10 protein-coding genes are annotated in these 12,655 nt (G+C 60.6%); 4 read left to right on the top strand and 6 right to left on the bottom strand.

Features of this window, described 5'->3' with window-relative positions; genetic code table 11:
* The first annotated feature begins 106 nt into the window (after nt 1-106).
* The gene (locus BS630_RS14055) at nt 107-1,645 is read left to right on the top strand and encodes an MDR family MFS transporter (RefSeq protein WP_077977932.1); all 1,539 of its coding nucleotides are present in this window, start codon (nt 107-109) and stop codon (nt 1,643-1,645) included.
* 389 nt (nt 1,646-2,034) lie between these two features.
* Entirely contained in the window at nt 2,035-3,579 is a 1,545-nt protein-coding gene (locus tag BS630_RS14060; protein ID WP_077977933.1) for a M48 family metalloprotease, read from the top strand.
* Nucleotides 3,580-3,794: 215 nt separating this feature from the next.
* On the opposite strand, the gene BS630_RS14065 is transcribed toward BS630_RS14060, so the two are convergent.
* The 5 genes from BS630_RS14065 to BS630_RS14085 form a co-directional block, all read right to left on the bottom strand.
* A complete protein-coding gene (locus BS630_RS14065; protein WP_077977934.1) occupies nt 3,795-4,658 on the bottom strand; it encodes an RNA polymerase factor sigma-32 in 864 nt (287 codons plus the stop codon).
* 377 nt (nt 4,659-5,035) lie between these two features.
* Nucleotides 5,036-5,608, bottom strand: coding sequence for a CarD family transcriptional regulator (locus tag BS630_RS14070; protein WP_003543775.1), 573 nt, complete (start codon nt 5,606-5,608; stop codon nt 5,036-5,038).
* 392 nt (nt 5,609-6,000) lie between these two features.
* A complete protein-coding gene (fdxA, locus tag BS630_RS14075; RefSeq protein WP_003543777.1) occupies nt 6,001-6,339 on the bottom strand; it encodes a ferredoxin FdxA in 339 nt (112 codons plus the stop codon).
* Nucleotides 6,340-6,533: 194 nt separating this feature from the next.
* Nucleotides 6,534-6,938: an RNA-binding S4 domain-containing protein gene (locus BS630_RS14080; protein ID WP_017962526.1), complete on the bottom strand. Its 405-nt coding sequence runs from the start codon at nt 6,936-6,938 to the stop codon at nt 6,534-6,536.
* A gap of 2 nt (nt 6,939-6,940) precedes the next feature.
* Entirely contained in the window at nt 6,941-10,204 is a 3,264-nt protein-coding gene (locus BS630_RS14085; RefSeq protein WP_077977935.1) for a helicase-related protein, read from the bottom strand.
* 807 nt (nt 10,205-11,011) lie between these two features.
* On the opposite strand from BS630_RS14085, the gene BS630_RS14090 reads away from it, so the two are divergent.
* Nucleotides 11,012-11,167 carry a DUF3309 family protein gene (locus BS630_RS14090; RefSeq protein WP_017962528.1) on the top strand — a complete coding sequence of 52 codons (156 nt, stop codon included), beginning with the start codon at nt 11,012-11,014 and terminating at the stop codon, nt 11,165-11,167.
* A gap of 27 nt (nt 11,168-11,194) precedes the next feature.
* Nucleotides 11,195-11,455 carry a YMGG-like glycine zipper-containing protein gene (locus BS630_RS14095; protein WP_003543792.1) on the top strand — a complete coding sequence of 87 codons (261 nt, stop codon included), beginning with the start codon at nt 11,195-11,197 and terminating at the stop codon, nt 11,453-11,455.
* 412 nt (nt 11,456-11,867) lie between these two features.
* On the opposite strand, the gene phbB is transcribed toward BS630_RS14095, so the two are convergent.
* Entirely contained in the window at nt 11,868-12,593 is a 726-nt protein-coding gene (gene phbB / locus BS630_RS14100) for a beta-ketoacyl-ACP reductase (RefSeq protein ID WP_077977936.1), read from the bottom strand.
* Nucleotides 12,594-12,655: the final 62 nt, after the last annotated feature.

Consider the following 12,655-nt stretch of genomic DNA (forward strand, 5'->3'; position numbering starts at 1 on the left):
TAACAGAGCCGATTCAAAAATTGAATATGCCGATGTCATTAATGTGCCATTGACAACTATATGCTGTTAGCACATAAATACAATTCAACCCGGAACGATGCCTCCCATGGACATGCAACTCGCGCCTGCGCCGCTCGTGACGGATCCTCGTCGCCGGCTTATCCTCTTCTTCTTCCTGATGACCGCCATGTTCATGGCGACGCTTGATAATCAGATCGTCTCCACGGCGCTGCCGACGATCGTCGGCGAATTCGGCCATCTCGAGCGTTTCGGCTGGATCGGCTCGGCCTATCTCCTGTCGCTGAGCGCCGTCATGCCGCTCTACGGCAAGCTCGGCGATCTGTTCGGTCGCAAATACGTGATGATGACGGCGATCATGATCTTCACCGTCGGATCGACAGTCTGCGGCCTTGCGGTCTCGATGAATACGCTGATCGCCGCACGCGTGCTGCAGGGTCTTGGCGGCGGCGGCATCATGGTATCGATCTTCGCCGTCAACGCCGACCTGTTCGAGCCACGCGAGCGGGCGCGCTACCAGAGCTATTCCAGCCTCGTGCTGATGGCATCGGGCGCGATCGGCCCCGTGCTCGGCGGCACAATGAGCGATCTCTTCGGCTGGCGCTCGATCTTCCTCGTCAACGTGCCGATCGGCTTCATCGTGCTCGCCGGCCTTGCCTTCATGCTGCCGTACCGCAAACCGCATCGCCGCCCCAAGATTGATTATGCCGGAGCGCTTCTGCTTGCCATGACGACGACAAGCATCGTGCTTGCCACCGACAGCAGCGAACTGTTCGGTGCATTGATTTCGCCTGAGAGTATCGGCATCGTCGCCTTCGGCGTCGTCTGCGCCGTCACCTGGGTGTTCGTCGAGCGCCGCGCGCCCGAACCGATCGTTCCCCTGCAGCTGTTTCGCAATTCGACCTTCAGCCTGCTCCTGGTGATCTCGATCATGGGCGGCGCCATCGCCATCGGCATGGTCAATTATCTCGCCCTCTTTCTGCAGACCACGACCGGCCTTTCGCCGTCGGCCGCCGGTCTGCTCTTCATCCTTCTCACCGGCGGCCTCGTCTGCGGGTCGCTTTCCGCAGGCCGCATCATCTCGAAGACGGGGCGCTACAAGCCCTTCGCCATCGCAAGCCTCACCTGCAGCGCCATCGCTTTTGCCCTGATGTCGCAGATCCACGCCGGAACGCCGATCGCCTTCATCGGCGCGGTCATGATGCTGCACGGCATCGGCATCGGCCTTGCCCAGCAGGTTCCCGTCATCGGCGTACAGAATGCAGCACTTGCCCGCGACGTCGGCGCCGCCACCGGCTCGGTGACGCTGTCGCGCATGGGCGGCGCCTCGATCGCCATTTCCATCTATGGCGCCATCATCGCCTCTGAGCTCGGCAAGGTCGGCATCTCCATTCCCGGCGTCGCCGATATCGAGCAACTGACGCCGAAAATGATGGCCGCCCTTCCCGAAGCGAGTCGCCAGGCCGTCGCCGATACCTATGCCGCCGCTTTCTCGCCGCTATTCATGACTTCCTGCGCCATTGCGCTGATCGGCCTTGCCGCCGCCATCATGCTGAAACCCGTGCAGCTGCCTCGCGCCGGCGAGACCACGAAGCCGCAACCGGCGACGGCGGAAGCTGCCGAATAGTCGAAGCGTTACGGCGAGAGGATGCTTCATCGGGAGGCGTTCCTCTCGATGCCTATATCAGGGGTTGCAACTTTCTCGCAGGACTGTCGCTATCGAGCCGGTTGCTTCAATCGGGCCGTTCTTTTTCCGCGCCGTCGACGAATCTCGGCCTTGTGACGGAACTTTCGCCATAATTTCATCCGAGCGAAAGGAAGCCTTAATGCCTGAGGCTTGCTAAAATGCAACGGCGCCACATTTAAACGAAGTCTCGCTATGCAACCGATGCGTAAATCAGCTACAGCAACGACTTGTATCGGCCGATTGTGCAGCGCGAGATCAGGGGTGCGCACCTGTTGAGTTCCCCTTGCCACGGTCGGTCCGAATCTGCGGCAAACCGGCAAGACAGCGACATGATGCGGAGAATCAGACTGGACAGCTTGACGACGTGGAAATCGCCCGCGCTTTCCAGTGATGCCATCTCCGCGCCGCGGCGCTTCGCGCGTCGCATGATGCTGCTTTCGGCCCTCGCAATGGCGCTGAATGGCTGTCAATCGCTGATCGACCAATCCTATCAGCCCAGTGTTTCGCCTTCGTCCAATCCACAGATCGTCGACGAGGTGCAGAAGAACGATCCGCGCGCAGCGATGGGCGCCCGTGAGCATCCGCGCATCGTGGCAAGCTATGGCGGCGAATACAAAGACGCCAGAACCGAGCGCCTCGTCGCCCGCATCGCCGGCGCGCTGACGGCGGTGTCGGAAAATCCGAGCCAGTCCTACCGCATCACCATCCTGAATTCGCCGGCGATCAACGCCTTCGCGCTGCCGGGCGGTTATCTCTACGTCACCCGCGGCCTGCTCGCCCTTGCCAACGACGCCTCGGAAGTCGCTGCCGTGCTGTCGCACGAAATGGGCCATGTGACGGCAAACCACGGCATCGAGCGGCAGAAGCGCGAAGAGGCCGAGGTTATCGCCAGCCGCGTCGTCGCCGAGGTCCTGTCCAGCGACATCGCGGGCAAGCAGGCGCTTGCCCGCGGCAAGCTGCGGCTCGCCGCCTTCTCCCGCCAGCAGGAGCTGCAGGCCGATGTCATCGGCGTGCGCATGCTCGGCGAAGCCGGTTACGACCCCTATGCCGCCGCCCGGTTCCTCGATTCGATGGCCGCTTACAGCCGCTTCATGTCGGTTGATCCCGAAGCCGACCAGAGTCTAGACTTCCTGTCGAGCCATCCGAATTCGGCCCAGCGTATCGAACTTGCCCGCACCCACGCCCGCGCCTTCGGCCAGGAAGGCTCGGTCGGCGACAAGGGTCGCAACTATTACCTCGACGGCATAGACGGACTGCTCTACGGCGACAGCCCGGAAGAAGGCTATGTGCGCGGCCAGACCTTCCTGCATGGCGGCCTCGGTATCCGCTTCGACGTGCCGCCGGATTTCCACATCGACAACAAGGTCGAAGCGGTGATGGCCACCGGCCCGAACGACATCGCAGTCCGCTTCGACGGCGTCGCCGACAACGAGAAACAGAGCCTCACCAACTATATTTCCAGCGGCTGGGTGACCGGGCTCGACCCGTCGACCATCCAGCCCATCACCATCAACGGCATGGAAGCAGCCACCGCGCGCGCCAGCGCCGACCGCTGGGATTTCGATGTGACCGTGATCCGCAACAATTCGCAGATCTTCCGTTTCCTGACCGCCGTGCCGAAAGGCAGCGGCGCCCTTGAGCCAACGGCGAATGTGCTGCGGGCGAGCTTCCGCCGCATGACGCCGGCAGAGACCGCCTCGCTAAAGCCGCTGCGCATCCGCGTCGTCACCGTCCGGCCGGGTGAGAACATCTCGACGCTCGCCGCCCGCATGATGGGCACAGACCGCAAGCTCGATCTCTTCAAGCTCATCAACGCCCTGCCCACGGGTGCAGCCGTTGCAACAGGCGATCGCGTCAAGATCATCGCCGAATAAAAAAGGCCCGGTTTGCGCCGGGCCAGTCTGTGCTGCTGGAGGGGATAAAACATCTCGCGCAAAACTGTGCGGCGGTTTTGCGACAATAACCGAAAGCGCGACGCGCTTTAGAGCAATTCCAGCAAAAGTGCATAGCGGTTTTGCGTCCGGAATTGTGTGAAAACAAAGAGATAGGGTATTTCCGGGATTCGAAGAAAAACGGAAATGCTCTAGCTTCAGGCGTAGGCGGCCATATGTGGATCGGCGCTGACGAGCGCGCTGCGAAGCTTCTCCATCGCCCGGCTTTCGATCTGACGCACGCGCTCCTTGGAAATACCGAGATCGGCACCGAGCTCTTCGAGCGTGGCACCGTCTTCCGCCAGACGCCGGGCGCTGATGATCTTCATCTCGCGTTCGTTGAGATGTTTCAGCGCCGAGGCGAGCCAGACTCGGCGGCGCTCGCCGTCGATCATGTTGGACACCTGCTCGTCCGGCAGGGGATCGTGGCTGACGAGGAAGTCCATCTTCTCCGCACTCTCGGCATCGCCGGAGACCGAAGGCGCCTGCAGCGAGGCGTCATTGCCGGAGAGCCTGGCATCCATCGTCTGCACATCCGAGAGGCTGACGCCGAGGGCCGCGGCGATTTCCTGGTGAATGGATTGCAGCGTCAGCTGCGTGTCGCCCTTGGCGAGCTTGGCGCGCAGACGGCGCAGATTGAAGAACAGCGCTTTTTGCGCCGAACTCGTGCCGCCGCGCACGATCGACCAGTTGCGCAGGATATAATCCTGGATCGACGCCCTGATCCACCAGCTTGCATAGGTGGAAAAGCGCACGTCGCGTTCCGGCTCGAAGCGGGCGGCGGCCTCGAGCAGACCGACATAACCCTCCTGCACCAGATCGCTCATCGGCAAGCCGAAATTGCGGAACTTGCCGGCCATGGATATGACGAGGCGCATATGGGCCATGGCGATCTGGTTGCGCGCACCGCGGTCGTCATGATTCTTCCAACGGGTGGCGAGATCGTGCTCTTCCTGGCGGGCGAGATAAGGCGCGGCCATCGCGATTTTGATCATGCGCCGATCTGCAGACATGTTCTTCATTTCAATCTCCCGAAACAGGCCTCTCGCCCTGAAATGAACAATAAAACTCACCTTCCGGAACGTCGCAGTCCGGATCGAATAGGGTTCTGAATGCATAAAAGCCTCGCCCCTGGACTTTTCAGGGGGAGGCCCTATTTCTCATCATGTGCCGGTAAGACGGCTGGGCAGGATCTGTTTCTTCACCTTGCCGGATGGGCAATATAGAAAAGGCATGATCCGCTCCTCATCGAACATTGACGGAATAGCAGTTTGCCCGTGAGGCCATTGCCCGACGAGCAGTCCGCAATTACGTGTGATAAACGCGGCAATCGGGAAAAAGTTCCAATAAAAAAACCCGGCTCGAAGGCCGGGTTTTTTGACAGAAAAACAGGGTCGCTTTATGCGGCTTCGTCCTGTGAATCGTCTTCTTCGATCGCCTTGCCGCGCTTCGGACCCTTGTTGAGATTGGTCTCGACGAGGCGGACGGCTTCGGTTTCCGACATCTTGTTGACGGCGGCGATTTCGCGCGCCATGCGGTCGAGCGCAGCCTCATAAAGCTGACGCTCGGAATAGGACTGTTCAGGCTGGTTCTCGGCACGATAGAGATCGCGCACGACTTCAGCGATGGAAATCAAGTCGCCGGAATTGATCTTGGCATCATATTCCTGGGCGCGGCGGGACCACATGGTGCGCTTGACGCGCGCCTTGCCCTGCACAACCTTCAAAGCACGCTCGACGAAATCCGTTTCCGAAAGCTTGCGCATACCAATGCTCATGGCCTTCGCGACCGGAACCTTCAGACGCATTTTGTCCTTCTCGAAATCGATAACGAAAAGTTCGAGCTTCATGCCGGCAACTTCTTGCTCTTCGATAGCGGTGATGGTACCGACGCCATGAGCGGGGTAGACAATTGATTCACCGGTCTTGAAGCCGTGACGTGCTGTAGAAGGCTTTTTCTGCTGAGTCGTCATTCTATTCAAAAACTCCCTGTTACGCTTCCGGCGGCGGCCGGAGCCGGGTCAGTCAGGCCCGGGTGAGACGGTAGTATCCGTCGGGTGACTTCACTCTGGTCCCATCGGGCAAAAGCAAAGACTTCTTGCGCACGATCTTGGGACCCGGCGCTCAAAGCGTTGATATGTCACGGAAACCGTGTACGGATTTGTTTTGCTTTCGTGATGGTTTTGGGCATGCGTTATGCCACAAATGGAACAGTAGACGAAACCTATCATAAAAATATGAGGAAATCAATAATTTGCTTCGCTTGAGTCATGCGGGCAACACATGTCACCCATATGCCTCACGCAGCTTTTAAAACGTTTCGCGCCGCGGTCGCCCGAATTCGGGACCGGATGTGGGCGCTGTCTCAATCGCCGGAACCGGGCTTCTCCGAAAAATACTTTTCGAATTTTCCGGTCTCGCCATCCATGTCCTTGGCCTCGGGCAACGGGTCCTTCTTGACCGTGATATTCGGCCAGATCGTGGCATATTCGGTATTGATTTTCAGCCATTTGTCGAGGCCCGGCTCGGTATCGGGCTTGATCGCCTCGGCGGGACATTCAGGCTCGCAGACGCCGCAATCGATGCATTCGTCGGGATGGATGACGAGGAAATTCTCGCCCTCGTAGAAGCAGTCGACAGGGCAGACTTCCACGCAATCGGTATATTTGCACTTGATGCAATTGTCGGTCACGACATAGGTCATGAAGAACTCCAGGATTTCCATGCGGATGGGGCCGGGCAACCTGGAACGTCGCGCCTATCCCCGTGCCGGAGGAAAAGCGTGAGCAGGCTTGGGAGGCAAGCACGCTTCCGGCAGGTTGTCAGTGACCTATCGGCTTTATCGCCGGATTTCAAGGATAAACGATCTGCAAAAGCCGCCGCCGCAGACAGAGTTTTCTAATCCTCGTCCGACATCAGCCTGTCGATTGCACGTCTTTCCTTTTTGGTCGGACGGCCGGTGCCGGTCGCCCGGATCGCCTGCTCGTAGGGCGTGAGACGTTTTGCCTCATCGGGCGGCGGGGACTGGTCGTCGTAGAGCAGCCGCGCCTCCTCGTAAGGCCCCCGCCGTTCGCCGGCAAGGCGCATGACGAGAACGACATCGCGCCGCTCCATCGTCAGCTCGATACGGTCGCCCGGCTTGACCATCTGGCTCGGATGGCTGCAACGCTCGCCATTGATGCGCACATGGCCCGATTGGATATGGCTCTGCGCCAGCGAGCGCGACTTCACCATGCGCGCGAAGAACAGCCACTTGTCGATGCGCTGGCGCGAACCGCTTGTCGGCTGTGTCTCCCCACTCATGATTACTTCTTCATCTGCTCCTTGAGAGCTGCGAGCTTGGCGAAAGGCGAATCCGGATCGATCGGCTTCTCCTTGCGCGGCGGCTTGGCCTCGAAGCGCAACGGCTGCGAGCCGCCACGATTGTTGTTGCGATCGTTACGCTCGCCGCGATCCTTGCGATCGCCACGATCCTGCCGGTCGCCACGCGGCTGGTCGCCCCGTGGTTGGTTGTTGCGGTCGCCTCTTGCCTGCTGCGGTCGGCCACCATCGCGACCGCCGCCTTCCTTGCCGCGGTTCTGGCGATTGTTGTCGCGGCCGTCGCCGCCGCGATTGCCCTCGCCGCCTTCACCGCCGCCCGGCCGGCGATTGCGGTCGCCGCGCTCCTGGTTTTGACCGCGCTCCTGGCCCTGGCCGCCACGGCGTTCGCCATGCCCGCCGCGCCCCTGGCGCTGATTGTCGTTGCGACCGCCAAGACGCCACAGAAGAACCGGCTTCGGTTCCGTCGGCTCGCCGGCTTCCCCAGGAGCAGGTCCTGCTTCCTCGGAAGCCGATACCGCTTCCGCAGGAGCGGAGGTTTCTTCGGCGGCTGAGGCTTCCGCCGGAGCGGCTGCCTCGATCGCTTCGGCCGGAGCGGTGCTTTCGACGGCTTCCGTCACCGGCGCGTCGGCGACCGCCGAAGCCGCCTCGGTTGTGGCTGGCTCGGCAGCAGTCTCTTCCGCGGCGCCATCGGCATCGTCGTGATCGGCCTTCTCGGCCGTCTCTTCCGCAGGCGTTTGCGCGCTGGCGGCAGGCACGGAGGCCGCATCCTGCGCCGCAAGATGGACTGATGCCTCTTCCGCCTTCACGGCATCGGCGCGATAGCCGAGACCCTTGAGGATTTCTTCCATGTCCTCGAGCGTCGCACCGAGGATCGACAGCATCGCCGTCGTCGTCGTGAAGCGGCGGCCATCATAGGCGCCCTCCGGACGGTTGTTCTGACCGGGCTTCCATTGCAGCAGCGGACGGATGATATCGGCAAGCCGTTCCAGGATGTCGATGCGCACGGCGCGCTTGCCGAGGAAACGGAAGCCGGCGAGCTTGTAGAACATCCGCTCATAGCTCGGATCGGTGACGACGGAGGTGCGGCCGGCGGCGAGCACCGGAATGAGATCGCCGTAGCCCGGCTTGTCGAGGCCGTCGTTCTTCAGCGCCCAGAGCAGCGTGATGAGCTCGGCCGGCGCCGGCTTCAGAAGCGCGGGTACGAAGATATGATAGGCGCCGAAACGCACGCCATAGCGGCGCATGGAGGCGCGGGCCTCCTGATCCAGCGACTTCACCTCCTCGGTCACATCGCGGCGGAAGAGCACCCCGAGATTCTCGACGAGCTGGAAGGCAAGCCCCTTGGCGAGACCCTGCAGGTCCTCGGCGCGCGACAGATCATCGAGCGGCTTCAGCACCGTGCTGATATGATGATTGACGAAGCGCTCGATGCGGGCGGCAACGTGATCGCGGGCATTGCCCGTCAGTTGCTCGTCGGCCAGCAGAATCACGCGCGGACGCATGATGTGATCGCTGCCCGAAAGCCGCGCTACCGGGTCGCCCAGCCAACGGATCAACCCATCCGAACCGATCACCAGATCGCTGTTGCCGGCGGCATGCATCCGGGCCGCGCGGGCTTCGAACTCGAGCCCGAGCGCCTTCTGCGACGCAGCCTGAACCGCCTTGGCATCCGGTCCGTCCGTTCCCGCCACCGGCGTGAAACGGAATCCGCTCAACTGCCCTACATGATGTCCTTCAACGAAGACATCGCCATTCACACTGATTTCAGCTTCCAGCATCGCATTCTCTCTCAGGCGCTTCATGAGCACAGATGTCCTGCGATCAACAAAGCGTTTCGTCAACCTTTCATGTAACGCGTCGGACAATCGATCTTCGATTTCCCGCGTCTTTTCCTGCCAGTGTGTCGGATCGGCAAGCCAACCGGGCCGATTCGAAACGTAGGTCCAGGTTCTTATCTGCGCGATTCGCGCCGAAAGCGTGTCAATTTCGCCATCTGTTCGATCGGAGCGATGAACCTGCTCCGCAAGAAACTGCTCGTTCACCGTGCCATAGCGGACGAGATCGGAAAAGAGGGTCGAGATAAGATCGGCATGTTGTGCTGGGGTGATACGCCGATAGTCGGGAAGCGCGCAAGCCTCCCAGAGTTTTTCGACGCGCGCCGGCCTGTCGGCGAGATCGATGACCTCGGGATAACGCGATAGCTGTTCCAGCGCCTGCTGGTCGACCGCAGGCAGCGCCCGCGTCAGCCCCGGCACGCGCGGACCCGCCTCGAGGCTGGCGCGCAGCGACGCGATAGAGGAGAAGTCCATCTCCGTCGTCCGCCACTGCAAAACCTTGACGTTGTCGAATTCATGCCCCTCGATGCGCTGCACCAGCTCGTCGTCGAAGGGCGCGACTTGCCCGGTGACGCCGAAGGTCCCGTCCCGCACGTGCCGCCCGGCGCGCCCGGCGACCTGGCCGAGTTCACCCGGATTGAGATTGCGGAACTGGTAACCGTCGAATTTCCGGTCCTGGGCAAAGGCGACGTGATCGACATCGAGGTTGAGGCCCATGCCGATCGCATCGGTCGCCACCAGATATTCGACGTCGCCCGCCTGATAGAGCGCAACCTGCGCATTACGGGTGCGCGGGCTGAGCGCACCGAGCACCACCGCCGCGCCACCGCGCTGCCGGCGGATGAGCTCGGCGATGGCATAGACCTCGTCGGCGGAGAAGGCGACGATGGCCGAGCGCTGCGGCAGCCGGGTGATCTTCTTCTGCCCGGCATAGAAAAGATGCGAAAGCCGCGGCCGCTCGACGATAGTGATGCCGGGCAGGAGCTGCTGCAGGATCGGCCGCATCGTCGCCGCGCCGAGCAGCAGCGTTTCCTCGCGGCCGCGCAGATGCAGGATGCGGTCGGTGAAGATATGGCCGCGCTCGAGATCGCCGGCGAGCTGCACCTCGTCGATCGCGACGAAGGCGGCCTTGGTCTCGCGCGGCATCGCCTCGACCGTGCAGACGGAAAAACGGGCATTGGGCGGCGAAATCTTTTCCTCGCCGGTCACCAGCGCCACATTCTGCGCGCCAACCTTCTCGACCACCCGCGTATAGACCTCGCGCGCCAGCAGCCGGAGCGGCAGGCCGATCACGCCCGTCCCGTGCGCGACCATGCGCTCGATGGCATAATGGGTCTTGCCGGTATTGGTCGGCCCGAGCACCGCGGTCACACCGCGCCCACTCAGAATCATCGGCTGCGAAGTCAGAGTCATGGGTCCATGCAAATGAGGCGGGGTGGCCCCAGGAAAATCTTGGCTCCCGATGGAAGCTGGACAACACATGGACAGCTGCCGCCGCAAACGCAAGGGCAGATTTCAAAATGCCTCGGGGATTACGACCTTTGCGAGTCGTCCGAAACGCGCGTATTTCCGATTCGGAACAGCGTGAGAACGAATCAGCGACGAATCGACGACTCCCGCTGATTCAGCTTTTGTTCACGGCTAAGTATTGATTTTGAATCACTTTTTCCCACTACATGCTGAATCGCAAGACTCTCTCCTGTCCCTATCTTCGTCGTCGTGAGTGACGATCTTCGCCCGATCTCGAACAGGCGAAAATCCGGCCAAAATTAACCTCTCGACCAAAGCCGGAACGAATCGGAGACGAATCGCTGACGCCGCCATTTTCGCCTTTCGTTCACGGCCACATCTGGTAGCGCTATCAGGTCCAGGCCCTAGATGCACATTGGCGGCAGATCGCCTCGCTCCGCCTCGTCGTATCAGTATTAATCTTTCAAGCGCCGGATTCAGATAGCGTTAAGTCAGGGCGGCCAATCTCGGCTCGCCGATCAAAAACGGAACGAATCGCTGACGAATCGGCGACATCGCGATTTTCCCGCTTTGTTCACCGCAACATATTGTATTTAAATGTCTTTTTAACCATAGCGGCATTTTTACGAGAAGACGGAAATTAAACCGTGAATCGGGCTTCGTCACATTTCAGAGCTCAACCGGGAACAAAAATCGCCAATGCGTGTTTCTCGTCCATCCAAATTGCGGATGAAATGAAGGAAACACACCATGCTTGGCACGATACTTCTTATTATCCTCATTCTGCTCTTGATCGGAGCCTTGCCGAATTGGGGTTACAGCCGTGGCTGGGGCTATGGACCTTCCGGCGGTTTGGGGCTAGTTCTCGTGATTATCATTATCCTTGTACTAATGGGCCGCATCTAAAGCCCAACTAACCTGGGGAGTTACGACATGATGAAGAAGATTGTTCTTATTGGTGCCCTCGTCGGCGCCTTGGCATCCTGCACAGCGACCGAGCAAGGTACGGCGATTGGCGCCGGTACCGGTGCGGTCATCGGCGGTGCCGTCACCAACAGCTGGGGTGGTGCCGCCGTCGGCGCCGTTGCCGGCGGTTTGACCGGTGCTCTGATCGGCCAGTCGGTTGAACGCCGCGGCTACTGCGTCTATCGCGACCGCTACGGCCGCCGCTACGAGGCCCGTTGCCGCTACTGATCGGCAAGCATATCGGACTCCCGACGGGCGCCTTGGCGCCCGTTTTTCTTTTGGCCTGCTGCATCCGTCAACGTGACGTTGACAATCGGTTGCGAAAGTCAAATCTACCGCCGCCCAACTGCCAGACACATATTTCCTTCACGAGCGCAACGGACAGGCAAAGCCGCCCGGCGCAGCTGAAAGGAACGCCTCCATGACCCAGATTTTGCTTAATTCTCTCGTCGCTGTTCTGATTACATCGGCTTTCCTGACGACCGCGATATCAGCCCTTAGCGGGGAAAATCGCTCGCTGCGCAAAGTGCCGGCGAGAGCTCGGCCACAGCGACGTCCATAAACAGCAATTGGCGCGTCCGGCCGGACGCGCCAATTGCTTTGACTCTGATCTCTACTGTCGACTCGAAGACAGAAATGCCTAGGCGAAGAACTGTCCGCCATTGGCCGTCAGCGTCGAACCGGTGATGAAGCCGGCATCGTCGGAGACGAGGAAGGTGACGCAACGCGCGATCTCTTCCGGTTCGCCGAGACGACCGACGGGGATCTGCGGAATGATGCGTTCGTTCAGCACCTTCTCCGGCACGGCAAGTACCATTTCCGTTCCGATGTAACCGGGGCAAATGGCGTTGACGGTGATGTTCTTGTTTGCCCCTTCCTGGGCCAGCGCCTTGGTGAAGCCGAGATCGCCCGCCTTGGCCGCCGAATAGTTCACCTGGCCCATCTGGCCCTTCTGCCCGTTGATCGACGAGATATTGACGATACGGCCGAAGCTGCGGTCACGCATGCTGGTCCAGACCTGATGCGTCATGTTGAACAGGCCCGTGAGGTTGGTATTGATCACCTCGTGCCACTGCTGCTGTGTCATCTTGTGGAACATCGCGTCGCGGGTGATGCCGGCATTGTTGACGAGGATTTCGACCGGGCCGATCTCGCTTTCGACCCTGGCAATTCCTTCGCCGCAGGCGAGGTAATCCGAAACATCCCATTTGAACACCGGAACGCCGGTAACCTCGTGGAAGGCTTTGGCCTTCTCGTCGTTGCCGGCATAGCTGGCGGCGACCCTGTATCCGGCATTTTTCAGTGCCATGGATATTGCCGCGCCGATGCCGCGTGTACCCCCGGTGACCAAAGCCACTCTGCTCATGTTCCGCTCCCCTTTTGTTTTTCGCCTCGCCGCGTGGCGGGATCTTCAATCAATCCTGGATC

The sequence above is a fragment of the Rhizobium laguerreae genome (assembly GCF_002008165.1).
Taxonomy (GTDB): domain Bacteria; phylum Pseudomonadota; class Alphaproteobacteria; order Rhizobiales; family Rhizobiaceae; genus Rhizobium; species Rhizobium laguerreae.

Bases quoted from the DNA above. Each gene is read 5' to 3' on its own strand.
- BS630_RS14055 (WP_077977932.1), top strand. From the start codon at position 107: ATGGACATGCAACTCGCGCCTGCGCCGCTCGTGACGGATCCTCGTCGC.
- BS630_RS14060 (WP_077977933.1), top strand. From the start codon at position 2,035: ATGATGCGGAGAATCAGACTGGACAGCTTGACGACGTGGAAATCGCCC.
- BS630_RS14065 (WP_077977934.1), bottom strand. From the start codon at position 4,658: ATGAAGAACATGTCTGCAGATCGGCGCATGATCAAAATCGCGATGGCC.
- BS630_RS14070 (WP_003543775.1), bottom strand. From the start codon at position 5,608: ATGACGACTCAGCAGAAAAAGCCTTCTACAGCACGTCACGGCTTCAAG.
- fdxA (WP_003543777.1), bottom strand. From the start codon at position 6,339: ATGACCTATGTCGTGACCGACAATTGCATCAAGTGCAAATATACCGAT.
- BS630_RS14080 (WP_017962526.1), bottom strand. From the start codon at position 6,938: ATGAGTGGGGAGACACAGCCGACAAGCGGTTCGCGCCAGCGCATCGAC.
- BS630_RS14085 (WP_077977935.1), bottom strand. From the start codon at position 10,204: ATGACTCTGACTTCGCAGCCGATGATTCTGAGTGGGCGCGGTGTGACC.
- BS630_RS14090 (WP_017962528.1), top strand. From the start codon at position 11,012: ATGCTTGGCACGATACTTCTTATTATCCTCATTCTGCTCTTGATCGGA.
- BS630_RS14095 (WP_003543792.1), top strand. From the start codon at position 11,195: ATGATGAAGAAGATTGTTCTTATTGGTGCCCTCGTCGGCGCCTTGGCA.
- phbB (WP_077977936.1), bottom strand. From the start codon at position 12,593: ATGAGCAGAGTGGCTTTGGTCACCGGGGGTACACGCGGCATCGGCGCG.